The sequence below is a fragment of the Variovorax sp. H27-G14 genome (genome assembly GCF_046156345.1).
GTDB lineage: Bacteria > Pseudomonadota > Gammaproteobacteria > Burkholderiales > Burkholderiaceae_C > Variovorax.
This window is the reverse complement of the sequence record NZ_JAYLVN010000002.1, coordinates 675959-699604: the sequence shown is the minus strand read 5'-3', so window position 1 is coordinate 699604 and position 23646 is coordinate 675959. Positions and strand designations below refer to the sequence as shown.

General features: G+C 66.9%; 20 protein-coding genes and 3 pseudogenes. 16 read left to right on the top strand and 7 right to left on the bottom strand.

Annotated features, from left to right (window positions below; all coding sequences use genetic code 11):
* Positions 1-10 precede the first annotated feature (10 nt).
* Positions 11-385, top strand: coding sequence for a VOC family protein (locus tag VLK31_RS08715; RefSeq protein WP_409167974.1), 375 nt, complete (start codon positions 11-13; stop codon positions 383-385).
* A 119-nt stretch (positions 386-504) separates the two neighbouring features.
* On the top strand, positions 505-663 hold the full coding sequence (locus VLK31_RS08710) for an HHHH-motif protein (protein WP_409167973.1): 159 nt from the start codon (positions 505-507) through the stop codon (positions 661-663).
* A gap of 52 nt (positions 664-715) precedes the next feature.
* On the opposite strand, the gene VLK31_RS08705 is transcribed toward VLK31_RS08710, so the two are convergent.
* Together VLK31_RS08705 and VLK31_RS08700 are read right to left on the bottom strand one after the other, a co-directional pair.
* On the bottom strand, positions 716-1336 hold the full coding sequence (locus VLK31_RS08705; protein ID WP_409167972.1) for a pyridoxamine 5'-phosphate oxidase family protein: 621 nt from the start codon (positions 1334-1336) through the stop codon (positions 716-718).
* A gap of 38 nt (positions 1337-1374) precedes the next feature.
* Complete coding sequence (locus tag VLK31_RS08700) at positions 1375-2535, bottom strand: MFS transporter (protein ID WP_409167971.1); 1161 nt, start codon at positions 2533-2535, stop codon at positions 1375-1377.
* 79 nt (positions 2536-2614) lie between these two features.
* On the opposite strand from VLK31_RS08700, the gene VLK31_RS08695 reads away from it, so the two are divergent.
* Positions 2615-3502, top strand: a complete 888-nt coding sequence (locus VLK31_RS08695) for a LysR substrate-binding domain-containing protein (protein ID WP_409168053.1) — start codon at positions 2615-2617, stop codon at positions 3500-3502.
* 32 nt (positions 3503-3534) lie between these two features.
* Here VLK31_RS08695 and VLK31_RS08690 read toward each other — a convergent pair whose 3' ends face one another.
* Positions 3535-4404 (bottom strand): NAD(P)H-binding protein, encoded by an 870-nt coding sequence (locus tag VLK31_RS08690; protein ID WP_409167970.1) that lies wholly within the window; start codon positions 4402-4404, stop codon positions 3535-3537.
* A gap of 119 nt (positions 4405-4523) precedes the next feature.
* On the opposite strand from VLK31_RS08690, the gene VLK31_RS08685 reads away from it, so the two are divergent.
* Both VLK31_RS08685 and VLK31_RS08680 read left to right on the top strand, forming a co-directional pair.
* The gene (locus VLK31_RS08685; protein ID WP_409167969.1) at positions 4524-5474 is read left to right on the top strand and encodes a LysR substrate-binding domain-containing protein; all 951 of its coding nucleotides are present in this window, start codon (positions 4524-4526) and stop codon (positions 5472-5474) included.
* 80 nt (positions 5475-5554) lie between these two features.
* Positions 5555-6814 carry an MFS transporter gene (locus tag VLK31_RS08680; RefSeq protein ID WP_409167968.1) on the top strand — a complete coding sequence of 420 codons (1260 nt, stop codon included), beginning with the start codon at positions 5555-5557 and terminating at the stop codon, positions 6812-6814.
* An 82-nt stretch (positions 6815-6896) separates the two neighbouring features.
* On the opposite strand, the pseudogene VLK31_RS08675 reads toward VLK31_RS08680, so the two are convergent.
* From VLK31_RS08675 to VLK31_RS08665, 3 pseudogenes are all read right to left on the bottom strand, one after another.
* A pseudogene (locus tag VLK31_RS08675) lies at positions 6897-7394 on the bottom strand (YadA-like family protein); the annotation flags it as partial.
* 150 nt (positions 7395-7544) lie between these two features.
* A pseudogene (locus VLK31_RS08670) lies at positions 7545-10730 on the bottom strand (beta strand repeat-containing protein); the annotation flags it as partial.
* Between the two features lie 258 nt (positions 10731-10988).
* Positions 10989-11117, bottom strand: a pseudogene (locus tag VLK31_RS08665) (ESPR-type extended signal peptide-containing protein); the annotation flags it as partial.
* A 466-nt stretch (positions 11118-11583) separates the two neighbouring features.
* On the opposite strand from VLK31_RS08665, the gene VLK31_RS08660 reads away from it, so the two are divergent.
* The 3 genes from VLK31_RS08660 to VLK31_RS08650 all read left to right on the top strand — a co-directional run bounded on the left by VLK31_RS08660 (position 11584) and on the right by VLK31_RS08650 (position 14123).
* Positions 11584-12612, top strand: coding sequence for an EAL domain-containing protein (locus VLK31_RS08660; RefSeq protein ID WP_409167967.1), 1029 nt, complete (start codon positions 11584-11586; stop codon positions 12610-12612).
* A 31-nt stretch (positions 12613-12643) separates the two neighbouring features.
* Entirely contained in the window at positions 12644-13390 is a 747-nt protein-coding gene (locus VLK31_RS08655) for a helix-turn-helix domain-containing protein (RefSeq protein ID WP_409167966.1), read from the top strand.
* Positions 13391-13457: 67 nt separating this feature from the next.
* Positions 13458-14123 carry a response regulator gene (locus tag VLK31_RS08650; RefSeq protein ID WP_409167965.1) on the top strand — a complete coding sequence of 222 codons (666 nt, stop codon included), beginning with the start codon at positions 13458-13460 and terminating at the stop codon, positions 14121-14123.
* A 130-nt stretch (positions 14124-14253) separates the two neighbouring features.
* On the opposite strand, the gene VLK31_RS08645 is transcribed toward VLK31_RS08650, so the two are convergent.
* Positions 14254-15189 carry a LysR family transcriptional regulator gene (locus tag VLK31_RS08645; RefSeq protein WP_409167964.1) on the bottom strand — a complete coding sequence of 312 codons (936 nt, stop codon included), beginning with the start codon at positions 15187-15189 and terminating at the stop codon, positions 14254-14256.
* A 249-nt stretch (positions 15190-15438) separates the two neighbouring features.
* Here VLK31_RS08645 and VLK31_RS08640 point away from each other — a divergent pair, with 249 nt between their 5' ends.
* The 8 genes from VLK31_RS08640 (at position 15439) to VLK31_RS08605 (ending at position 23637) form a co-directional block, all read left to right on the top strand.
* Positions 15439-16212 carry a 5-oxoprolinase subunit PxpA gene (locus tag VLK31_RS08640; protein ID WP_409167963.1) on the top strand — a complete coding sequence of 258 codons (774 nt, stop codon included), beginning with the start codon at positions 15439-15441 and terminating at the stop codon, positions 16210-16212.
* A gap of 45 nt (positions 16213-16257) precedes the next feature.
* Positions 16258-16506, top strand: a complete 249-nt coding sequence (locus tag VLK31_RS08635) for an acetyl-CoA carboxylase (protein ID WP_409167962.1) — start codon at positions 16258-16260, stop codon at positions 16504-16506.
* A gap of 4 nt (positions 16507-16510) precedes the next feature.
* Positions 16511-17959: an acetyl-CoA carboxylase biotin carboxylase subunit gene (locus VLK31_RS08630; RefSeq protein WP_409167961.1), complete on the top strand. Its 1449-nt coding sequence runs from the start codon at positions 16511-16513 to the stop codon at positions 17957-17959.
* On the top strand, positions 17956-18864 hold the full coding sequence (locus VLK31_RS08625; RefSeq protein ID WP_409167960.1) for a 5-oxoprolinase subunit B family protein: 909 nt from the start codon (positions 17956-17958) through the stop codon (positions 18862-18864). The genes VLK31_RS08630 and VLK31_RS08625 overlap by 4 nt, the downstream gene beginning before the upstream one ends.
* Entirely contained in the window at positions 18854-19831 is a 978-nt protein-coding gene (locus VLK31_RS08620; protein WP_409167959.1) for a biotin-dependent carboxyltransferase family protein, read from the top strand. The genes VLK31_RS08625 and VLK31_RS08620 overlap by 11 nt, the downstream gene beginning before the upstream one ends.
* 171 nt (positions 19832-20002) lie before the next feature.
* Positions 20003-21085 (top strand): TMAO reductase system periplasmic protein TorT, encoded by a 1083-nt coding sequence (torT, locus tag VLK31_RS08615; RefSeq protein WP_409167958.1) that lies wholly within the window; start codon positions 20003-20005, stop codon positions 21083-21085.
* A 9-nt stretch (positions 21086-21094) separates the two neighbouring features.
* On the top strand, positions 21095-22600 hold the full coding sequence (locus tag VLK31_RS08610) for a sugar ABC transporter ATP-binding protein (protein ID WP_409167957.1): 1506 nt from the start codon (positions 21095-21097) through the stop codon (positions 22598-22600).
* Positions 22597-23637, top strand: a complete 1041-nt coding sequence (locus tag VLK31_RS08605; RefSeq protein ID WP_409167956.1) for an ABC transporter permease — start codon at positions 22597-22599, stop codon at positions 23635-23637. The genes VLK31_RS08610 and VLK31_RS08605 overlap by 4 nt, the downstream gene beginning before the upstream one ends.
* Positions 23638-23646 lie beyond the last annotated feature (9 nt).

The window sequence follows — 23646 nt, the reverse complement described above, 5'->3', positions numbered from 1 at the left end:
AATCCCGCCCATGACCTCATCACTGCAGACCCTCATCCTCTACGCCCGGAACACGCGCGCCACCGCCGCGTTCTATTGCACGCACTTCGGTTTTGCGTCGAGCCTGGAGGTGGTCGAGGGGCTGATCGAACTGAGGTCGAGCAGCGGCGGTGCCAGCCTGCTCATTCACCAGGCCGCCAGCAGCGTGAAGCTGGGCCAGGTGGGCGTGAAGCTGATGTTCGACGTGCAGGACATCGAAGGCTTTAAGCAGAAGGCCGCGGCGCAGGGCCTGGCCTTCGGTGCCACGCACCAGGCCAACGGCTATGCCTTTGCCAATGCGAAGGACCCGGACGGCAACTCGGTGGCCATATCGAGCCGGGCCTTCCGTGGCGTTGCAGCCACCTGACGTCTTTACACACGAAGATGTTGCAAGACGTCATCCGAACGCGTGCCCTGCCCGTTCTCACAGGGCGCCCTTGAACGACGCATTCCATCTCTTCGATGCCATTGCTTAGAAAGAAACACATGAAGACCAAGCAGCTCATCCTCTCCAGCATCCTCGCTTTTGCCGGCCTTGCCGTGCTGGCCCCCAGCATTGCCTCGGCAGCGCCCAACCACCGCGCACACAAGGTGTGCAAGTGGGACGCACGCCATCACCACCGCGTGTGCCACTGGGTGCGTTGATCGCCCCGGCAACCGCCCTCCAGGAGCCCGCGCAAGCGGGCTTTTTCAATGGTCAGTACAGGGTGGCGCGCTGCCGGGCGGGCAGTTCCTTGTCGTAGGCGGCGCCGTCGAAGGCCGCTTCGGTCAGCGCCGACAGAATCGCGCCCGGCGTCGGCACCTCGCGCTTTGCATCGGCCGGCAACGGCGCCCACAGCTTCGATCGCTGAATGGCGCGGGCGCACTGAAAAAACACCGTCTCCACGGCGATTCGAATCACGCACTGCGGCGGCTTGCCGTCCATGGCAAAGCGCGCCAGCAGCTCCGGCTCCACGGTGATCTGTGCCCTGCCGTTCACCCGCAGCGTTTCGCCCACGCCGGGAATCAGAAACAGCAGCGCCACGCGCGGATCCGCCACGATGTTGCGCAGGCTGTCGATGCGGTTGTTGCCGCGCCGCTCGGGCATGAGCAGCGTCTTCTCGTCCTGCACCGCCACAAAGCCCGGCGGGTCTCCGCGCGGCGAAACGTCCAGCCCGCCGGGGCCTAGCGTGGCCAGCGCCGCGAAGGGCGAGGCAGCAATCAGCGCCTGGTAGGCCGGGTGCAGGTACGGCACCTCCTTCTTCAGCGAAGCCTCGCCGGGTTGGCCGAACAGGGCTTCGAGCTGCGCCAGCGTGTCGATGGCGTGCGGTGTGGTCATGGGCGATGGCTCCTGGGTTCGAAAAAATTCTCGGCGCTTCAGCCAGCCGGTCTCACAGCGTCGGCAGTGGGTGCCGCGTTCCAGCCGCAGGCCAGCGCCGCCAGCCCCAGCAGCAACGCGGCCACGCCGTAGATCCAGGCCGGCGACGCCACGGGCAGCAACAGCCCTGCGATCAACGGGCCGGTGCCCGCGCCGATGTCGCGCCACACCGATCGCGCGGCCAGCGCCTGCAAGCGCTCGGGCCCGGGTGTGCGGCGCGCCACGATGGGCGGCATCAGCGGCAGTTGCAGCGCACGCAGCACCACGATGAGCGCCGCGCAGCTCCACAGCCAGCCCAGCCCGAAGCCGACCAGCGCAATGGCCGTCACCAATGACAGCCCCACCAGCAGCCGCTCCGCCCCAAAGCGCTCCGCCATGCGGCCACCCACGGGGCTCAGCACAATTTCCGCCAGGTAGCGCAGCGCCATCAGCAGGCCGGCCACGATCACCGCGCCGCCGGGCATCAGGTCTTTGCCCAGGTAGGCCAGGCCGACGATGAAGAGCCCGTCGAGCGTCAGCCCTTCCATGAACGACCAGCTGTCCAGGCTGTTGGGCCACTTGAAGCGGCGCGTGGGCTTGCCCAATGCGTGCGGAGCGGCCGGCAACCGCCGCGTGACGAACCACGCCAGCAGCGAGCACACCGCCAGGATGCCGAAGACCGCACGCGGCCCGCTCCAGTGCGCCAGCAGCGCGCCCAGCGGCAACGCCAGCACCGGCCCCAGCGCGATGAAGGCACGCGAGCGACCGCTGCGCCGCGCGGCGCCCAGTGGGTCGGCCGTGGCCAGCGCTTGTGTCGACAGGTTCAGTGCCGCAAAGCACAGGCCCCACACCAGCCGCAGCGGCAGCAGCGCCCAGAAGCCCGACAGCGTGGCATAGCCCAGCCCGCACACCGCCGCCGCGACCACCGCGATGCCGCAGGTGAGCCGGTCGCCATGGCGCGCATAGAAGCGCGCCACATGGCCGTAGCCGGCAATGCGCACCAGCCGGTTGGCCGCGAGCAGCAGGCCGGCCTCGGCCAGCGTCACGCCGAACTGGCTGGCGTACATCGGCAGCAGCAGGTAGAGCACCACGTCGGCGGGCAACGAAAGGCCCAGCGCGATGGCGGCGTGGCGCGAGTCGAGGTCGGTGGGCTTTGGGGTGGGGTCGGGGCTGGGGTGCATCGCGCCCCGATGGTGCGCCGCCCTCTCGCGCACCGACAAACGACATTAACGACCGGCCATGCGTGAGAAAATTGCACGCATGCCGCTTCGAGAGCCTCCCCTGAACGCCGTGCGCGCCTTTGCCGCAGCCGCCCGCCACCTGAGCTTCACGCGGGCCGCGCTGGAGCTGCATGTGACGCACAGCGCGGTGAGCCGGCAGATCAAGAGCCTGGAAGCCTTCCTTGGCGTGGCGCTGTTCGAGCGGCGCATCCGCCAGGTCGCGTTGACGGCCGAAGGCCAACAGTTCTTTGCAGAGGTGGAGCCCGCGCTGGCGCAAATCGGCACTGCGGCGCGGGCGCTGCAGGCCCAAGGCCCGGCGCGCGCGGTGCGCATCAACGTGCGCCCTTCCTTTGCGGTGCGCTGGCTCATTCCGCGGCTGCCCTCTTTTGTCGAGCGCTTTCCGGACATTGAGCCGCAGGTCGTCACCAGCACGGTGATGCCCGAGCAGGCCGTCGACAGCTTCGACATCGCGGTGCGACGCGGGCGCGACGGCTGGCCGCCTTCCATCAAGCTGCGGCCCTTCCTGAAAGACGAGGTGCTGGTGGTCGGCGCGCCCGCGCTGTTCCAGGTGCATCCGCTGGGCGACCTGCGCGCGCTCGCCTCGCATGTGCTGCTGTCGGCCCGCACGCGCAAGGACGACTGGGACGCGTGGAAGAAGCAGGTCGGCGCGCCGCGCACCAAGCCCGCCGGGCGCTTGCAGTTCGACCACTTGCACTTCGTGCTGCAGGCCGCGGTCGACGGCCTGGGCATTGCGCTGGCCCCGACCTCGCTGGTGTCGCACGACCTGGCCTCCGGCCGGTTGCAGTCGCCGCTGCCTACGCTGCGCATGACGCTCGACCGCTACTACTACGGCCTGGCGCCCGACGCCGCGCCGGAGGCGGCGTATGTGGCGGAGTGGTTCGAGCAGATGCGGGCCGAGGCCAGCTAGCAGCGGGCGGCCAGCAGTTGGCGGCAAGCGGCTCAGTCGCGCAGCGAGCGGATCACGTCGAGCACGCCCACCGTGCCCTTGCGCACGCTGGCGTCCGCGCCCTCGAAGCACAACCAACCTTCGTTGAAACCATCGAGCATCTGAATGCGCGGCACCGGGTCGCGCATGCCCTGCGCACGAAAGATGGCGCCCCAGGTCTCGCGCGGCACCGCCTCGGCGTGCACCGGCCGGCCCAGCACCTGCGACAACGCAGCGGCAATCGCGTGCTGGGTCAGGCGCTCGGGGCCTTCGAGCTCGACGATGTGCGGCACCTCTGGTCGAACGTCCTCGGGCTGCATCAGCAGCTCGGCCGCCACCCGGCCCACGTCGGCCGTCGCCACCATCGGCAAGGCGCGCTCCAGCGGCTGCAGATAGCTGGAGAGCACGCCCTGCGAACGCGCCTGCGCCAGGTCCCAGCGCAGGTTCTCCAGGAACCACGCGGGCCGCAAGAAGGTGATGGCCAAGGGCAGCGTGCGCAGTGCGGCTTCCATCAGCGTGCGCTGGCTCAGCAGGTTGGGTTGCGCGGCCTGCGCGCCCACGGTCGACAGGCACACCACGCGCGCCGGCCGCGCCGCTTCCAGCGCCTGGCGCAACGCGGCGTTCTCGGCCCTGGCTTCGGGAAAGCCCGGCGCGGGGTCGAAGTTGGGCGGCGGCAGCACGAAGACACCGGCCGTGTCCGCGAAGGCGCGCGCCAAGGCTGGCGCGTCGGTCATCTCGGCCACCGCCACTTCGCAGCCGAGTTCGGCCCACGGCCACCCCTTGTCTGCGCTGCGAACAATGGCGCGAACGGGCCGCCCGGCCGACAGCAGGGCCCGCGCCGCGGCGCCCCCGACCTGGCCTGTGATTCCGGTGATGGCGTACATGAGCTTGTCCTTTTTTCAGTGCGTTATTGATCCGATGGAGCGAATCGTAGAAACGCATCACCTTTGAGTAAAGCGACCTCAATGCATATCATTCATGACACCAAATCACGAAGAACAACATGACTCTCGACGGACGCCTGCTCTCCAACGTCAGCGTGCTGGCCGCAGTGGTCGAAGGCGGCAGCTTTGCCAGCGCCGCCACCGCGCTGGGCCTCACCCCCTCCGGCGTGAGCCGCGCCATCGCCCGGCTGGAGGCACGCATCGGCGTGCGGCTGTTCAACCGCACCACCCGCTCGCTCAACCTCACCGACGAAGGCCGGCTGCTCTACGCCAACATCAACCCGCTGGTGCTGGGCATCGAAGACGCGGTGACCATCGCCTCGGGCGCGTCCGGCGTGGTGCGCGGCCGGCTGCGCGTGAACACCGACGCCTTCACTTCGCGGCTGCTGCTGGCGCCGCACCTGCCGCGCTTTCTGGCGCTGCACCCGGAGCTCACGCTGGAGCTGATCGCGCGCGAGCAGCTCGGCGACCTGGTGGCCGAGGGCTTCGACATCGCGCTGCGCTTCGGTGAGCCGCCCTCGTCTTCGCTGGTGGCGCGCAAGCTGATGGATTCGCGCGTGGTCACCGTGGCCACACCGGCCTACATCGCGCGACACGGGCGGCCTGCCAACCCGGTGGACCTGATCGGCCACGCCTGCCTGCAGGTGCGCAACCCCGTCACGGGGCAGCCCTTTGCGTGGGAGTTTCAGCGCGGGCGCAAGCTGGCCAAAGTGCCGACCGGCGGACGGCTGCTGCTGAGCGACCCCGGCACTATCCTGGAGACCACGCTGGCCGGCATCTGCGTGGCGCAGATCAAGGCCGTGGGCATTCAGCCGCAGCTGGACAGCGGCGCGCTGGTCGACTTGTTTCCCGACTGGCCCGACGAGCGCCTGCCTCTGTACGCGCTGTACCCGTCGCGGCACCTGCCGGCGGCGAAGGTGCGCGCGTTGATCGACTTCGTGATGGACGCGATCGCGCCTGCGGCCGTGCCAAAGCGTCGGCCCAAAGGCAACGGCAAGCCAGCGCGCTGAGGCGTGATCGAAGGTCCGTAAACGGCCAGCGCCGCGGGCTGTGGGCTCGCAAGATGGGGTTTTCACTCGACGCTGGCCCCATGCTTTCGCCCCCTCCCCACGCCACACTTCCACGCCCCTTCATTCACCTTGCCTGGTCGAATCTGGCGGCCCAGTCCGCCGAGCAGTTGAGCCTTGCGGCCGTGCCGCTGGTCGCCGTGCTGGCGCTGGGCGCGGGCCCTGGGGACATCGGCTTGCTGGCCGCGGTGCAGACGCTGCCCTTCCTGCTGGTGTCGATGCCGTTGGGCGTGCTGGCCGACCGCATGTCGCGCCGCAAGCTGATGCTCTGGGCCGAAGGGTTGCGGGCGGTTTCTCTGCTGGTGCTGCTGGGCATGGTGTGCGCATCGACGCTCGGCATGGCGTGGCTGGCGGTGCTCGGGTTTCTGGGCGCGGTGGGCACCGTGGGGTTCAGCGTGGCGGCGCCCGCGCTGGTGCCGACCCTGGTGCCGCGCGACGCGCTGGCCCGGGCCAACGCGCGGCTGGAGCTGGCGCGCAGCGCGGCCTTCACCGCCGGCCCCGCGCTGGCGGGCGCGCTGGTGGCATGGGCCGGCGCACCGGCCGCTTTCGTGCTGGCCGCTGTGCTGTCGGTGGTGGCGGTGGGCTTGCTGCTGCGACTTGTCGAGGCACCGCGTGCAGCCCTCTCGGCATCAGCATCAGCATCAGCATCGGACCGCCAGCCGTGGCGCGAGGTGCGCGACGGCGCGCGCTTCGTCTGGCACAGCGACTTGCTGAGCCCCATGCTGATGACCGGCGCGGTCTTCAACATCGCGTGGTTCGTGCTGCAGGCCGGCTATGTGTCGTATGCGGTGCGCGTGCTGGGGCTGGGCGCGCAGGCGGTCGGCTTCACGCTGGCGATGTATGGCGCGGGCATGGTCGTTGGCGCGCTGCTTACCGCGCGCGTGGTGGCGCGCCTGCCGTTCGGCCGGGCGATTCAGGTCGGGCCCGCGGTTGCGGTGCTGGCAGCCGCGACCATGGTGGCCACGCTGCGCGTGCCGAGCGCCTGGCTGGCCGCGCTGTCGTTCTTCTTGTTCGGCGCGGGGCCGATGGTGTGGGTCATCACGTCGACCACGCTGCGCCAGAGCATGACGCCCTCGCACATGCTGGGCCGCGTGTCGGCCGTGTTCCTCACCGTGAACGCGGGCGCCCGACCCCTTGGCGCCGCACTGGGCGGCGCGGTGGGCGCGGCATGGGGCGAGCCGGCCTGCCTGCTGCTGGCGCTGGCCGGCTTCGTGCTGCAGGCCGCGATCATCTTCGCGTCGCGCATCGCAACGCTGCACAGGCTGCCGGTGGCGGCGGCTTGAAGGGAGGTGCTGGCTGGCCGGCCGGCTCGCTCGATCACCCACCCGGCCGCTCGCTCATCCGCTCACCCACCCGCTCGCTCGTTCAGAACTCGTAGCCCACGCCCAGCCCGACGTTGAAGCGCTGCGCGCTCATGCCCGCGTTGATCTTGTAAACCCACTTGCCGTCGTCGGAGCGCTGCGAGAACCCGATGGCCAGCGCGCTGTAGCCCGAGTAGTAGCCCACGCCCACCGACATCAGGCTCTTGCCGGGCGTCATCGACTGCGGCAGCGAGCTCATGGCCGTGGCCATCGCCACGCCCGAGTAGGCAATGCGCGCAAGGTCGCCGATCTGCCCCTGCAACTGGCTCTGGATGCCCTGCACCTGGCCGACGGTTGCGGCGTCGTTGGGCAGCACGCCCGGCGCCACGTTGCTCAGCCGCGTGCCGTTGGGCGCCTGGCCGTTGCCCAGCGTCACCTGGTTGTAGTTGATGGAGCCGTCGGGGTTGGTGGCGTACTGCACGCCACCGGCCACCACCGCATTGGCCGTCGCTTTCAGCTGCGAGATGTTGGCCGCGTCGCTGTCGGCCGTGCCGCCCGCAACCCCGGTGATCTGGCGGAACTGCCCGCTCGCCGGGTCGCCCACCGACACCGCAGCCTGCGTGCTGTTGGTCGCTCGAATGGACGCCGCCTGCTGCGGCGTGGCGCTGGTCGGCACATAGCTGGCCACGCCCGCCGCGGTGGACGCCACCGCGTTCGCGCCCAGTGCCACGCCGCCCGTCTGCTGCACCACCGCGCCAAAGCCGATGGCCGTGCCCTGCGACACACCGCTCGCCTTGCTCAGCGGCGTGCCGCCCGCATCTGCGTTGTCGCCCAGCGCCACGCCGCCGCCGCCCGCGCGCGCGTTGGCGCCAATGGCCTGCGAGCCCGTGGCCAGCGCGCCCGAGCCGATGGCAATGGCATTGGTGCCGGTCGCCTGCGCGCCGAAGCCCACGGCCACCGCACCGTCCGCCGTGGCCTGCGCGCCCGTGCCGGCCGCAAAGGAGTTGGCCCCGCTGGCCAGCGACTGCGGCCCGATCGCCACCGCCGCCTGCCCGGTGGCCGTGGCATCGGGCAAGGTCGAATTGGCGTGGAAGTACTTGGTGCCGTTGTTGTTGATGTTGTTGACCGTGCTGGTCACATCGCCGACGTTGCTGCTCACGGTGCTCAGGCCGGTCGACAGGCTGTTGTACCCGGTGGTCGCGCCGATGACGCTGGTGGAGAGGCTGCTGAGGCTGCTGTTGGTGGTGCTCAAGCCGGTGGAGAGGCTGCTGACGTTGCTGGTGTTTGTGCTCAAGCCAGTGGACAGGCTGCCGACGTTGCTGTTTGTCGTGCTCAAGCCTGTGGAAAGACTGCCGACGCTGCTGTTTGTCGTGCTCAAGCCTGTGGACAGACTGCCGACGCTGCTGGTGGTTGTGCTCAAGCCCGTGGACAAGCTGCCAACGTTGCTGTTCGTCGTGCTCAGGCCTGTGGAGAGACTGCCGACGTTGCTGGTGGTTGTGCTCAAGCCAGTGGACAAGCTGCCAACGTTGCTGTTGGTCGTGCTCAGGCCAGTGGACAAGCTGCCAACGTTGCTGTTGGTCGTGCTCAGGCCAGTGGACAGACTGCCGACGTTGCTGGTGGTCGTGCTCAAGCCCGTGGACAAGCTGCCAACGTTGCTGTTCGTTGTGCTCAGGCCCGTAGACAAACTACCGACGTTGCTGTTCGTTGTGCTCAGGCCCGTGGACAGACTACCGACGTTGCTGTTCGTTGTGCTCAGGCCCGTGGACAGACTACCGACGTTGCTGTTCGTTGTGCTCAGGCCCGTCGACGTCGAGGTCGATAAGCTACCCACGCTGCTGTTGGTTGTGCTCAGCCCGGTAGACAAGCTACCGACAGTGCTGTTCGTCGTGCTCAGCCCCGTTGAAGTCGAGGTTGAGAGGCTGTCGACGTTGCTGTTGGTCGTACTCAAGCCCGTAGACAAACTACCGACGTTGCTGTTCGTCGTGCTCAGCCCAGTCGACAGACTCGTGATGCCGCTCGTCGCGGTGCTCAAGCCCGTCGACAAGCTGCCGACATTGCTATTCGTCGTGCTCAGCCCCGTGGACAAACTGCCGACGTTGCTGTTGGTTGTGCTCAGCCCCGTCGATGTCGAGGTTGAGAGGCTGTCGACGTTGCTGTTGGTCGTACTCAAGCCTGTGGACAAACTGCCAACGTTGCTGCTGGTCGTACTCAGGCCCGTAGAGAGACTGGTGATGCCGCTCGTCACAGTGCTCAAGCCCGTCGATGTCGAGGTCGACAAACTGCCGACGTTGCTGTTCGTCGTGCTCAGGCCCGTCGACAGACTCGTGATGCCACTCGTCGCAGTGCTCAAGCCTGTCGATGTCGAGGTCGACAGGCTGCCGACGTTGCTGTTCGTCGTGCTCAGCCCAGTCGATAGGCTCGTGATGCCACTCGTCGCAGTACTCAACCCTGTCGAAGTCGAGGTCGACAAGCTGCCGACGTTGCTGTTCGTCGTGCTCAGTCCCGTCGATGTAGAGGTCGACAAGCTGACCACACTGCTGTTGGTCGTGCTCAGCCCGGTCGACAGGCTCGTGATGCCACTCGTCGCAGTACTCAACCCCGTCGAAGTCGAGGTCGACAAGCTCGTCACATTGCTCGACACCGTGCTGATCGCCGTCGACAGGCTCGTGCCGCTGGTGCTCAGCTGCGCCACGCTCACCGCGTCCTGCGGCGCGGAGCCGTCGGCCACGTTGGTGATGCGGCGCAGTGCCCCCGGCGCACCCACCGAGACTTCAGATGTCGGCGCGGCCGTGCCCGTCAGAAAGCCCGTGCCCGTGGGTGCCGCAGCGCCCGTGACCGACCCGGACCCGATGGCCACGCTGTTCGCGTACTGCGCATTGGCGTTGGCGCCGATGGCAATCGCATTCGTGGTCTGCGCCGTGGCGGTGTCGCCGAGCGCCACCGCGCTGTTGCCCAGCGCCTGCGAGTTGTTGCCCAGGGCGACCGCGCCATTGCCGGTGGCGGTGTTGTTCGCCCCCACCGCCACCGCACCGGTGCCGGTGGCGGTGTCGGGGTCGCCGATGGCAACGGCGCCGTCGCCGGTGGCCGTCTGCTTGCGCCCAATGGCCACGGCGCCGCCTGTGGCCGTGCCGCTGTTGGCGATGGTTCCGCTCGAACCGATGGCCACGTTCTGGCCAGTCGCGCCACTGACAACGCCATCGCCCTGCGCAATGCCGAAGGCACCATTCACGGTCGCACCGCGGCCGACGGCAATGCCGGAGGTCGCCGCCGCGGCCACGCTGGACTCCCCGCCAATGGCGATGGCGTCGCTCGCAGCCGCTTGCGCCCCGTTGACCGAATTGCCGCCGATCGCCGTGGAGCCCGTTGCACTGGCGTTCGCCAGCCGGCCGACTGCGGTAGCTTCACCGCCGGTGGCGTTTGCGCCTGAACCAATCGCGACATTTCGCCCGGCCGCCGAGGAACCTGCCGAACCGGCGGTTGCACTTACGCCCAGCGCAATGTCGTTGGTTGACAGGGCGTTGGAGGAATTGCCAAGAGCAACGCCATTCTGTGCGCTGACATTCGCGCTCAGGCCAATGGCAATGCCACCAGCCGCGGCGGCGGTCACGCTGGACTGGCCGCCAATGGCGATGGAGTCGCTCGCAGCCGCTTGCGCGCCCTTGACCGCATTGCTGCCGATCGCAACGGCCCCGGCGCCCGAAGCCGTGGTGGAGTTCGCCACGCTCAGCGGCGTGGTGCCGTCCCCGCCGGACCCGCCAATCGCGACCGAGTTCAGCGCCGAGGCGTTGGCCCCGAAACCCATGGCAATGCTCGATATGCCGCCGGCCGACGATTCGAGGCCGTAGGCCGAACTCCAATGCCCTGCCGTTGCAAGAAAGCCGAAGGCCGCGCCTCCGATGCCCGTGACCTTGGCAAAGGTACCGTACACCACCGCCGCATTGTTACCACCGCCGCTCGCACTGCAGCCCGCAACCACCGAATAGGAGCCCGACCCGTCTTGCGCGGGAGAACCGACGCCGGAAGGTCCGTCGACTGTCGAGCCGGGATTGATCCGCCCCGGTGTCGCGCTGCCACCCGTCGTGCAGGTCGTGCTCATCAGGATGAGGTCGGCCAGGGCCGATTTGGGCCACGCCTGCATCACGACCAGTGCGGCCGCCGCCACCGCAAAAAGGACTGGGTGACGCCGCCCGGCGCGCCCCGGCTTGCCTCGCGCCACGCTGGTTTCCGGAACCGCCACCCAGGCGCCCAGCGACGAATTCCAATTGCTGCGAAAAACCTTGTTCATACCGTCACCCTTCTTTCAGGCTCGACCGCAGCGCCGATGAACGGCGCTTGCTGGACTCCCTTGAGATCAGGCCGGCAGCTTGTAGCTGGGCTTTGGATACAAAGCAGTGAACTCTGGTGCAACTGGGACAGGCAACGCAGCGCAATGTAAGCCGTTGCCGCAGGAATGGAAACACCCCAAATGCGTGTAGGCCGGATGGCATATGCCACTTCAGCAAGCGCGAAGCGGCCATTGCGGTGGGCGACCGGGCGATGCGTCGCGCCCACGTGCTGGGTGCAAGCCTGTTCTTCAGGCGTTTCCAGCGCAGTGCGCCAAAAATAGGATTTATCCTAAAAAATCAACTCAAGCGATGAATTCGTGACGTAATTCCGAATTCTTCGCTCGTTTGTTTTTTAGTCTTTCTCCTATTTTTCTGTTTTCAATCATCGATAAAGATCGCACCCAGTCCAACAGGCCGAGTGAAAAATTGATTGAATCTGCAAACCGACATGCCGAAGAATTTACAAATTCGCGTGCAATCGTCTTCACCGCCAATCCGCCGTCCACGCATGCAAGCGTCAATGCATTCGCAACGCGTACGCAAGGTGGTGACACTCGGCACGCCCCACGCGTCAGTGGCTTTGATTACCTTGATGGCCTCAATGCCAAGCTCCGCGCGCACACCGCGGCCCAGCAACGCGCCAAGCTGGGGCCCACGGCTCCCTCAGCTCCCGCAGGCCACTCAACCGTCACGCCGACCCCACAAGAAGTGGTGGCCGCAGTGGCCTCCGGCGACGGCCTGAGGGTCGTGTTTCAGCCGCAGCATGACCTTCGCACCGGACGCATCGTGAGCGCCGAAGCCCTCGTTCGCTGGACGCACCCGCAACACGGAGAGGTGTCGCCCAGCGTGCTGATCCCCCTTGTGAACCAACTCGGGCTGGGCTTGCTTCTGTTCAGGTTGGTGCAACGCCAAACCGTCGACATGCTGCTCTCGCTCGACCAAATGGGCATTCAAATTCCCAATGCCGTGAATGCCTGCGCCAGAACGCTGTGCACGCCCTGGCTGGCCGATCAATTGAGCGACCAGATGCGCTCGGTCGGGCTGCCGACACGACTGCTGAAGCTCGAATTGACGGAAGACGTGCAGCCCCCTTGCCAGCTTGCGCTGTCGGCCTCGCTCGCCGCTTTCCGCTCGAAGGGTTTTGCGGTGTCGCTCGACGACTTCGGCAGCGGCTGGGCCACGCTGGAAACGCTCTCCAGCTTGCCGCTGGACGAAATGAAGATCGATGCCGCGCTGGTGCAAGGCATTTCGCGCTCGGCGTCGGAATGCGACACCGTGAAGCAAATCATCGATCTCGCCGATCGACTCTCTCTTCGATTGGTGGCCGAAGGTATCGAGGACGAAGCCACGGCGTCGCTCCTGGTTGCCCTTGGCTGCCGCACGGGACAGGGCTACCTGCTGTCCCGCCCGCTGGAAGCGGATGTTTTTTTCAACAAGTTCTGCTTGTCGCAGTAACACCCCCCTCGACTTTTTCGGAGATAAAACCGTGAACACCATCCAGGAAATGCCCCCCATCTGCGTCGTCGGCAGCAATTTCTCTCAGCGTATTTCATTGCTGAACGAAGTTTCCGGCACCGGCTATTCGGCCATTGATTTCAGCAATGCCGAAGAATTTGTCACGGCTTTTGCGGGCGGGCAGAAGGTTTCATTGCTTTTGCTTCCAATCAGCTCCGAAATTGATTGGCGCTTTCTGGAAAAAATATGCTCGGCGGCTTCAATTCCCGCAATTTTCCTGGTTCAGGAAAATCAATGGGACGAGGTGTCTTCCATGTCGGCAAGCGCTTCTGTTCGCGACGTTTTTTCGTACGCCGAGGACAAATACGACGAATTGATGTGGCGCATCAAATCGCTGCTGCAAAAGGCGTCAAAAAAAGAGCAGGTTGCGCCCGATTCCGGAGAATTCGTCTGGGGAAACTATCGTTTCATCGATGCGCTCAACACCGTCGTTGTCCAAGACGACCAGGAAATTCGGCTGCAGCGCCGCCAGTTTCTGTTTGCGCTGGCCTTGTTCAGGAATGTCGGCTGCGTCGTGACGCGCGACCGCCTTTTTCGGTTGTGGGGCGGCGAAACCCAGATTGCACGCGGCTCACGCACCATCGACGTCTGTGCATCGAATGTGCGACGCAAACTCGACTTGCGCGAAGAAAACGGCTTTGTATTGCGCGCCGTGTATGGGCGTGGCTACCAGCTTTTCTCGGTGCCGTTCGAACCCGCCGCCGTTCGACTCAATTGACCGGGCTCTTGTCGCACGACTGCAGGCCTCAGGGCTTGCGCAACCAACCGTCCACGGTACCTCACCCATGAAACGATTGCGTATTGCCCTGCTCGACGATCACGCGATCGTGCGGCACGGCCTTGTCAGCCGCCTTCAGATCGAAGTCGACTTCGAATTGGTCGGCACCTACAGCACCAGCCGCGATGCCATCGCGGGCCTGGGCAAGAACCCGGCAGACCTTTTGCTGCTCGACTTCACCCTGGGCGCGGACGACCTCGACGGCGTTTCGCTCATCCGGGCCTTGCGCGTCAAGTTCCCGGATTGCCTCCTGCTCATGCTGTCGGCCCACCACGAGTCCGCCACGGTGGCATTGGCGTTGCGCATGGGCGCACGCGGCTTTGTCGGCAAGGCCCAGGACACGGCCGAACTGGTGAAGGCAATTCGCACCGTGGCCACGGGCGCCGTCTACCTGAGCCCGGACATGTCCTACCGCGTGGCGGACGCGACCACCGACCACGCAACGGAGGACGGCACGGGCGGCGACAGCGGCCTGCATATCGCATCGCTGTCGGTGCGCGAGCAGGAGGTCATCCGGTGCTACCTTGCCGGCATGACCGTGACCGAGATCGCCGAGAAGTTCAACCGCAGCATCAAGACCATCAGCACGCAGAAGGCGGCCGCCTTTCGCAAGCTGGGCGTGACGTCGAACAACGGGCTGTTCAAGATCCGCCACACCATCGAGCTGCACTGACACGCTGCCGCTGCCCGTAAAAACGGAAAACCGGCGAGGGCGGCGAGGGCGGCGAGGCGTTTCAGCTGCTGCCCCCCTTCCCCTCTTCATTTCCCACTGATTCCCCGCTGCACACCGTGCAGCCCACTGCCTAGCGTTCCGCCCCACGGCTTCGCACCTGCCGCGCCGACGCCGGCTCCAGGAACAGCTGGCGAAAGTACTCCCTGAACGCCGTCATCGCCGGCGAAAAGGCCACGCCCTGCTTCCACCCCAGCCCGATGTTCATGGTGGGCACGGCGTCGCGCAGGTTGATGGTTTCGATGCGCTTGCCCTCCAGCGACCAGGGCCGGTACACCATGTCCGACAGCACCGTCACGCCCAGCCCGTTGGCCACCGTGCTGCGCACCGCCTCCACCGAACTGGTGCGCAGCCGCACCTTGGGCTGCAGCGGCGTCTTGCTCCAGTACTTCAGCGCGGTGGCCGCGGCCTCGTCCACCGTGAGCATGATGTAGGGCTCGGCCGCCACGTCGGCCAGCGTGACCTCGGCCTTGTCGAGCAGCGGATGCTTGGCCGGCACCCACAGCCGGCGCTGCGAGCCGAAGAAGGTTTCGAGCGACAGCTCGCGCAGCACCACGTTCGACGTGAGCATCACGCCAATGTCGTAGCGCTGCGTGATCAGCCCCTCCTCGATGGCCTCGCGCGCCACCTCGTGCACCTTCACCGTCACCTGCGGATGCAGCTGCTCGAAGCGCTGCAGGTGGTGCGGCAGAAAGTAGCCCAGCACCGTGTAGCTGGCGGCCACGGTGATCGATCCCTCCACGTTGGCGCCCTCGTGCGGCATGCGCAGCGCCTCGTCGGCAGCGCCCAGCACCGCATACGCATGGCTCAGAAAGCGCCGCCCCGCCTTGGTGAGCTCCACCCCGTGCGGATGCCGGTCGAACAGCTGCTGCCCCATCAGTTCTTCGAGCTCGCGGATGGCCGTGGTGACGGCCGACTGCGAAATGTTGAGCTGCAGCGCCGCATGCGAAATGCGCCCCGCCTCGGCCACGGCCGAGAAGTACTTGAGCTGGCGAAGGGTCAGGGACATGGTGGCGGTTTTTCAGGGTGGTGCACACGGCGCGTGCACAGGCATTCGAAAGACCTTCGGCAGGCGAAAACCCGATACCGCAAGCCCGAACCCCTCCAGCGTAGCGCCCAACCCGTTGCACCGCAGCATCTGTTTTTCAGATACCGCACCGCCTGAAAACAATGCTTTTCAGTCTGATTGCGGCTCACTAATCTTCGCTTCGTCCTGCAACGCCCTTCGGCGCTGCACACCCACCAAAGGCTGAGACCCGTGAAGAAAACGCTGATCGATCTGAACTCCGACATGGGCGAAGGCTTCGGCCCCTGGACCATCGGCGACGGTGTCGACGCGCAGCTCATGCCGCTCATCAGCTCGGCCAACATTGCCACCGGCTTTCATGCCGGCGACCCGAACATCATGCGAAGAATGGTCGGGCTGGCGCGTGAACACGGCGTGGCCATTGGCGCGCACCCGGGGTTTCGCGACCTGGTCGGCTTTGGCCGCCGCCACATCGTCGCGCCGGCCGACGAGCTGGTGAACGACATGGTCTACCAGCTGGGCGCGCTGCGCGAATTTGCCCGGCTCGAAGGACTGCAGCTGCAGCACATCAAGCCGCACGGTGCGCTGTACATGCATGCGGCGCGCGACGAGGCGCTGTCGCGCGCGCTGGTTACGGCGCTGCAACGCATCGAGCCCACGCTGAAGCTGTTCTGCATGGAAGCCTCGCTCACCTTTCAAGTGGCGCGCGACATGGGCCAGCCGGTGGTGCGCGAGCTGTATGCCGACCGCGACTACGACTTGAGCGGCGCCATCGTCTTCACCCGCCGCGTGGGCGCGCTCGACCCCGACGCCGTGGCCGCCAAGGTGCTGCGCGCCTGCACCGAGGGCGTGGTGCGCACGGTCGAAGGCAAGGATGTTGCTATCGGTTTCGATTCGGTCTGCATCCACAGCGACACGCCCGGTGCGCTGGCGCTGGTGCAGACCACGCGGCGCGTGCTGGCAGCGCACGGCATCCAGATTGCCGGGCTGGCTGAAACAGCTTGAGTTCTTCGTTTTAGTTCTTGTTGGTCCCGTTCCAGGAGTGCCCCGATGTCCGCTACCCATGAAGTTCTGAGCCCGCTGCCGGGCACCTTCTACCGCCGCGCGGCGCCCGACGCGCCGCTCTTCAAGTCCGAAGGCGACACCGTGGCCGTGGGCGACGTGCTGGGCCTGGTCGAGGTGATGAAGCAGTTCAGCGAGGTGACGGCTGATGCGGCCGGCCGGCTGGTGCGCTTCATGGTCGAGAACGCCGACCCGGTCGATCCGGGGCAGGTGCTGGCCGTCATCGAAACCGCGTGAGCTCATGACCACCGCCGCATCCACCGCCGCATCCACCGCCGCCTCCCCCGCCGCCTCCCCCGCCGCATTCGACAAACTGCTGATCGCCAACCGCGGCGAGATTGCGGTGCGCATCATCCGCGCCGCGAAAGAGCTGGGCCTGAAAACCGTGGCCGTGTACAGCGACGCCGACGCCCAGAGCCTGCCCGTGCAGATGGCCGACGAGGCCATGCGCATCGGTCCGGCGCACGCCGCCAAAAGCTATCTGAACGCCGACGCCATCCTGCAGGCCGCCGCCGACAGCGGCGCCGGTGCGGTGCACCCCGGCTACGGTTTTCTGTCAGAAAACGCCGCCTTCGCCGAACGCATAGAAGCCGCGGGCCTGGTGTTCGTCGGCCCGACGCCGCACGCCATCCGCACCATGGGCGACAAGGCCGCCGCGCGCGCCGCCGCCATGAAGGCGGGCGTGCCCACCGTGCCCGGCAGCGCCGGCGTGGTGACCGACCCCGACACGGCCGTCGAGGTGGCGAAAGACATCGGCTACCCGATCATGATCAAGGCCTCCGCCGGCGGCGGCGGGCGCGGCATTCGCGTGGCGCAAGACGATTCCGAGCTGCGCCAGCAGTTCGCCACCGCCACGGCCGAAGCCCTGGCCGCTTTCGGCAACGGCGAGGTGTACCTGGAGCGCTTCATCCGCCAGGCGCGCCACATCGAGGTTCAGATACTCGGCGACGGGCATCGCGTGGTGCATTGCTTCGAGCGCGAATGCTCGCTGCAGCGCCGCCGCCAGAAGGTGTGGGAAGAGGCGCCCTCGGCCGCCATCAGCGAGGCCACGCGCGCCGCGCTGTGCGAATCGGCACTGCGCCTGGCCAACGCCGTGGCCTACCGCGGCGCGGGCACGCTCGAATACCTGTATGACGACGACACGCGCGAGTTTTTCTTCATCGAGATGAACACGCGCATTCAGGTCGAGCACCCGATCACCGAGATGGTGACCGGCGTGGACCTGGTGAAAGAGATGCTGCGCATCGCGCTGGGCCAGCCGCTGCGGCTGAAGCAGGAAGACATTCGCCTGACCGGTGCGGCCATCGAGGTGCGCATCAACGCCGAGAACGCTGCGAAAAATTTCATGCCCAGCCCCGGCCTGGTGTCCCAGCTGGTGGTGCCGGGCGGCCCCGGCGTGCGGTTCGACACGATGCTGTTCCCCGGCTACACCGTGCCGGCCTACTACGACTCGCTGCTGGGCAAGCTCATCGTGCACGACACCGACCGCGCCAGTGCGCTGAGTCGCATGCGCCGCGCACTCGGCGAGCTGCGGGTCGAGGGCATCCACACGACCATTCCATTGCACCGCGCGCTATGCGACGACGCGGACGTTGCCAAGGCCGCCTTCCACACCGGCTTTCTGGAAACATGGCTGGCGCAGAACCCGTTGGCGGACGCCGCTCCCTCTCCCTCGAAGGTGCCCGCATGACCACCACCACCCTCCCCGCCCAGGCCCGCTACAGCTTTGGCGGCGACGAACACCTGTTCGTCGAGATCAGCGAAGAAATGTCGCTGCCCGCCTTCTTCAAGGGCATGGCCATCTGCAATGAACTGCGCCGCCGCGTGGACGCCGGAGAGATCGCCGGTGTCACCGAAATCTGCCCGGCCAACGCCGCCTACCTGGTGCGCTTCGACCCCGACCTGATCGTGCCCGACGTGCTGCTCGCCACGCTGAAGCAAATCGAAGCCAACCTCGGAGATGCCGACCTGCAGTTGCAGACCCGCATCGTCGAGGTGCCCGTGCTCTACAACGACCCGTGGACGCACGAAACGCTCATGCGTTTTCGCGAACGCCACCAGGACCCGTCGAGCACCGACATCGAATACGCCACGCGCATCAACGGCCATGCCTCTGTCGACGCCTTCATTGCGGCGCATTCGGGCGCGCCGTGGTTCGTGTCGATGGTCGGCTTCGTGGCGGGCCTGCCTTTTCTGTTCCAGATGGTCGAGCGCGAGCGGCAGATTCAGGTGCCCAAGTACCTGAGCCCGCGCACCGACACGCCCAAGCACACGCTGGGCCATGGCGGCTGCTTCAGCTGCATCTACTCGGTGCGCGGCGCGGGCGGCTACCAGATGTTTGGCGTGACGCCCGCGCCCATCTTCGACCCGGCGCAGCGCCTGTCGTACCTGAAGGAGCTGATGGTGTTCTTCCGGCCCGGCGACATCGTGAAGTGGAAACCCATCGACCGCGCGGAGTACGACCGCCAGGTTGCGCAGGTGGAAGCCGGCACCTACACGCTGCACATGGCGCCGGTGTCGTTCTCGCTGAACGACTTTCTGGCCGACCCGGACGGCTACAACCAACAACTGCTGAAGGTGCTCCATGGCCATTGAAGTGCTCAAGCCCGGTCTGGCCACCAGCGTGCAGGACGCCGGGCGCCCCGGCTACTACCACCTGGGCATTCCGCTGTCGGGCGCGCTCGACCAGCAAAGCCTGTTGCTGGCCAATCTGCTGGTGGGCAATGACGAAGGCGCGGCCGTCATCGAAAGCACGCTGCTCGGACCCGAGCTGCGCTTCGACGCGCCGGCCCTCGTTGCCGTCACCGGCGCCGAGGCCAAGGTGAAGCTCAACGGCGCAGAGGTGCCGCGCAACGAAGCCTTTGCGGTGCAGGCCGGCGACGTGCTCGGCTTCGACTTCATGAAGCTGGGCGCGCGCATGTGCATTGCGGTGGCCGGCGGCATCGACGTGCCGGTGGTGCTGGGCAGCCGCTCGACCTACGGGCTGGGCGCGTTCGGCGGCTTCAACGGCCGCAAGCTGCTGGCGGGCGACCGACTGCCGGTGGGCACGCCAGCAGCAACTGCGCAGGCGGGCAGGCGCGCGCCTGCCGATCTTCTGCCCGTGCTGGGCAAGGAGGTGGCGCTGCGCGTGTTGCCGGGCATCTACTTTCATCGGCTGCAGGAGGTGTCGGTGCGCAGCTTCTTCGCCGACACCTGGACCGTGGGCTCCGAGGCCGACCGCATCGGCTATCGATACAAGAACGGCACGCCGCTGCAATTCAATGCGCGCACACCGCCGTTCGGCGCGGGCGACGACCCGTCGAACATCGTGGACGCGGGCTACCCGTACGGATCGATTCAGGTGCCCGGTGGGCGCGAGCCGATCATCCTGCACCGCGATGCGGTCTCGGGCGGCGGGTACGCCATGGTCGGAACGGTCATCAGCGCCGACATGGACCTGATCGCGCAGATGCAGCCCAACCACAAGGCGCGCTTTGTGGAGGTCGACATGGCGCAGGCGCTGGAAGCGCGCGCCGAACGACGACAACGCATCGACCGGCTGCGGGCCGCAATTGCGGGCTGAGGCCCAAGAGACCGTTCGCGCGGAGCCAAGAAACCGTTCACGCTGAGCTTGTCGAAGCGCCGCGCGAGGCTTCGACAAGCTCAGCCCGGACGGTTGAGAGCCGAGCCCGAACGGTTTGTGTCAGTCCCCCGTTTCCATCCACCTTTTCTGCCCTCACCCAAGGAGTTCTTCATGAACAGCTCGTCCCTGCGCGTTTCATTGACCGCCGTCTCGCTCGCCGCTGCCCTGCTGTGGCACGGCCATGCCGCTGCCGCCGACTGGTTCCCTTACAAGGCCGAGGCCACCGAGCCGGCCTTCTCGGCCGAGGGCACGAAAAAGCCCATCGACTACACGCCGCTCGCCAAGGCGTCGAAGAAATGGGACATCTGCGTGTCCTTCCCGCACATGAAAGACGCCTACTGGCTCGGCGTGGACTACGGCGTGATCGAAGAGGCGAAGCGCCAGGGCGTGAAGCTGCAGGTGCTCGACGCGGGCGGCTACACCAACCTGAGCAAGCAGGTCTCGCAGATCGAGGACTGCGTGGCGCGCGGCGCCAACGCGGTGATCATCGGCGCCATTTCGGGCGACGGGCTCAACAACGTCATCAAGGCGACGGCCGCGAAGAAGGTGCCGGTGATCGACCTGGTCAACGGCATCAGCTCGCCCGAGCTGTCGGCCAAGTCACTGGTGTCGTTCTACACAATGGGCCATACCACCGGCGACTACCTGGCCAAGAAGCACCCCGCAGGTTCGCCGGCGGTGAAGGTCGGCTGGTTCCCCGGCCCGGCCGGCGCGGGCTGGGTCGAGGCCGCGCACAAGGGCTTCATGGACGCCATCAAGGGCAGCGCCGTGGTGGCGCTCGACCCCAAGTACGGCGACACCGGCAAGGAGGCGCAGAGCAAACTGGTCGAAGACGTGCTGCAGGGCAACCCCGACCTGGCCTACGTGGCCGGCACGGCCGTGACTGCCGAGGCCGCCACCGGCATCCTGCGTTCGCGCGGGCTCGACAAGAAGGTGCAGGTGCTGTCGTTCTACATGACGCCGGGCGTGTACGAGGGCATTCAGAAGGGCCGCATCGTTGCCTCGCCGGCGGACTCCATGGTCATTCAGGGCCGCATCGCAGTCGACCAGGCCGTGCGCCTGCTGGAGAACAAGGAGCTGGTGAAGCACGTCGGCCCGAAGATCTTTGTGGTCGACAGCAGCAACATCAAGAGCGTGAAGCTCGACGACATTCTTCCGCCGCCGGGCTTCAAGCCGGTGTTCGAAGTCAAGTAAGCCCGCTTCATGCCTCCCCTGCTGCTGCAAACCCTGGGCCTGGGCAAGCGCTACCCCGGCGTGCTGGCGCTGGACGGCGTCGACTTCGAATTGCGCGCCGGCGAGGTGCATGTGCTGTTCGGCGAGAACGGGGCCGGCAAGTCGACGCTGATCTCGCTGCTGGCCGGGGCCAACCAGCCCTCGACCGGCGAGATCCGCCTGCACGGCGAGCCTGTGAAGTTCTCCAACGTGCACGACGCGCGGCGCCACGGCATCAGCGCGGTGTTTCAGGAGTTCTCGCTGATTCCCACGCTGTCGGTGGCGCAGAACCTGAGCCTGGGCGAAGAGCCGTGCAAGCGGGGCCTGCTCGACCGTGCCGCATTGCGCGAACGGGCCCGCGCAATGCTGGCCGACCTGGGGTTCGACATCGACTGCGACGCGTCCGTTTCCGGCCTCTCGCGGGCGCAGCAGCAGATGGTGGAAATTGCGAAGGGCCTGCGCGGCGAGGTGTCGGTGCTGATACTGGACGAGCCCACCGCCTCGCTCACCGACACCGAAACGCAGCGCCTGTTCGCGCTGGTCGCGCGGCTCAAGGCGCGCGGCGTGGGCATCGTCTACATCTCGCACCGCATGCAGGAAATTGCGCAGATTGCCGACCGCATCACGGTGCTGCGCGACGGACGCAAGGTGACCACGGTGCAGGCCAGCGAAACCAGCGCCGACCGGCTGATAGAGCTGATGAGCGGGCGCGCCATCGAACAGATCTACCCACGCATTGCCTGCCGTCCCGGCGAGGTGGTGCTGCAGGTGGACGGGCTGAGCTCGCCCAACGGCGTGCGCAACGCCAGCCTCACGGTGCGGCGTGGTGAAGTGGTCGGGCTGGCGGGGCTGGTGGGCTGTGGCAAGTCGGAGCTGTTTCGCGCGGTCTACGGGCTCGATGCGGTGAGCGAAGGCCGTGTGCTGTTCAAGGGCCAGCCGCGCACCGGTGCCAAGGTGCGCCAGTTGCTCGACGAAGGCCTGTTCTACCTGCCGCCCGACCGCAAGGGCGAAGGGCTGGTGCTGGGCTTCAGCTCGCGCGCCAACATCACGCTGCCGCTGGTGCACGGACCGTTGCGCGGCCGTGGCGGCTGGCTGCGCAATCGCCTGGGCCGGCGGCTGTCGGCCACTGCCGCCGAGCGTGTGGAGCTGGCGCCGCGCAACCTTGACAGGCCCGTGGGCCTGCTCTCGGGCGGCAACCAGCAGAAGGTGCTGTTCGGCAAGGGCATGACGCGCGAGGCCGCGTTGTATGTGTTCGACGAGCCCACGGTGGGCGTGGACATCGGCACGCGCAGCGCGCTGTACCAGGTGATTCAGAAGCTCTGCGAAGGCGGCGCGGCGGTGGTCGTCATTTCGTCCGACCTGCCCGAGGTGCTGCACCTGAGCCACCGCGTGTACGTGATGTGCCGCGGCCAGATGGCCGGCGAGCTGCAGGGCGACGCCATTCAAGAGAGCGCCGTGCTCAACCTGTTCTTCGGTTCCAGCGAAAGAAAACCATGACCGCGTCTTCCACCAGCGCCGTTGCGCCAGCAACCCCTCCCGGCCTGGGCGGCCGTGCCCTCGGGCTGCTGCGCAACCTGTTCCTGCGCCTGGGCGTGCTGCCCTTCATGCTGGTGATTGCCTTCATCGTGTTCAGCACGCTGTCGGACCAGTTCCTTACGGTGCAGAACCTGGTGAATCTGCTGCGCCAGTCGGTCTACCTGATTCTGGTGTCGATGGGGCAGATGCTGGCGCTGGTCACGGGCGGGTTCGACCTGTCGGTGGGCACGGTGATGGCCATTACGTCGGTGGTGTCGGCGCTGGCCATGCAGGCCTTTGGCGCCGCCCTGCCAGACGCGACCTGGGTGGTGGTGATTGCCGGCTGCGTGTGCGGGCTGCTCGCGGGGCTGAGCGTGGGTCTGGTCAACGGCATTGGCGTGGCGTTCATCGGCGTGTCGCCCTTCATCGTGACGCTGGGTGTGCAGTCGATCGGCTTCGGCTTTGCGCTGTACCTCACGGGCGGCGTGCCGGTGTCGGGCATGCCCAGCCAGTTCAGCGAGCTGTTCGGCTTTGGCACCTTGCTGGGCATTCCGATACCCATTCTGGTCACCGCCGTGTGCGTGGCGGGCATGGGCGTGCTCATGGCGCGCATGCCAACCGGCACGCACCTGCTGGCCGTGGGCGGCAATGCCAAGGCCGCGGCGCTTTCGGGCATCGACACGCGCCGCGTGCTGCTGATGGCCTACCTGCTGTGCGCCGGCCTGGCCGCCGTGAGCGGGCTGCTGCTGACGGCGCGCGTGGAGACCGGCGAGGCCAACCTGGGCGGCAGCGTGGCGCTGGAGTCCATTGCCGCCTGCGTGATTGCCGGCGTGAGCCTGCGCGGCGGCATCGGCCGTGTGCCCAACGTGGTGATGGGCGCCATCTTCATCGGGCTGGTGCAGAACGGCATGAACCTGGCCAGCGTGGGCTCTTACCTGCAGATGGTGGTGCTGGGCGTGCTGCTGATCGTGGCCGTGGTGGCCGACCAGTTGCGCCACCGCATGGTGGCGCCGGCCTGACAGCTCCAG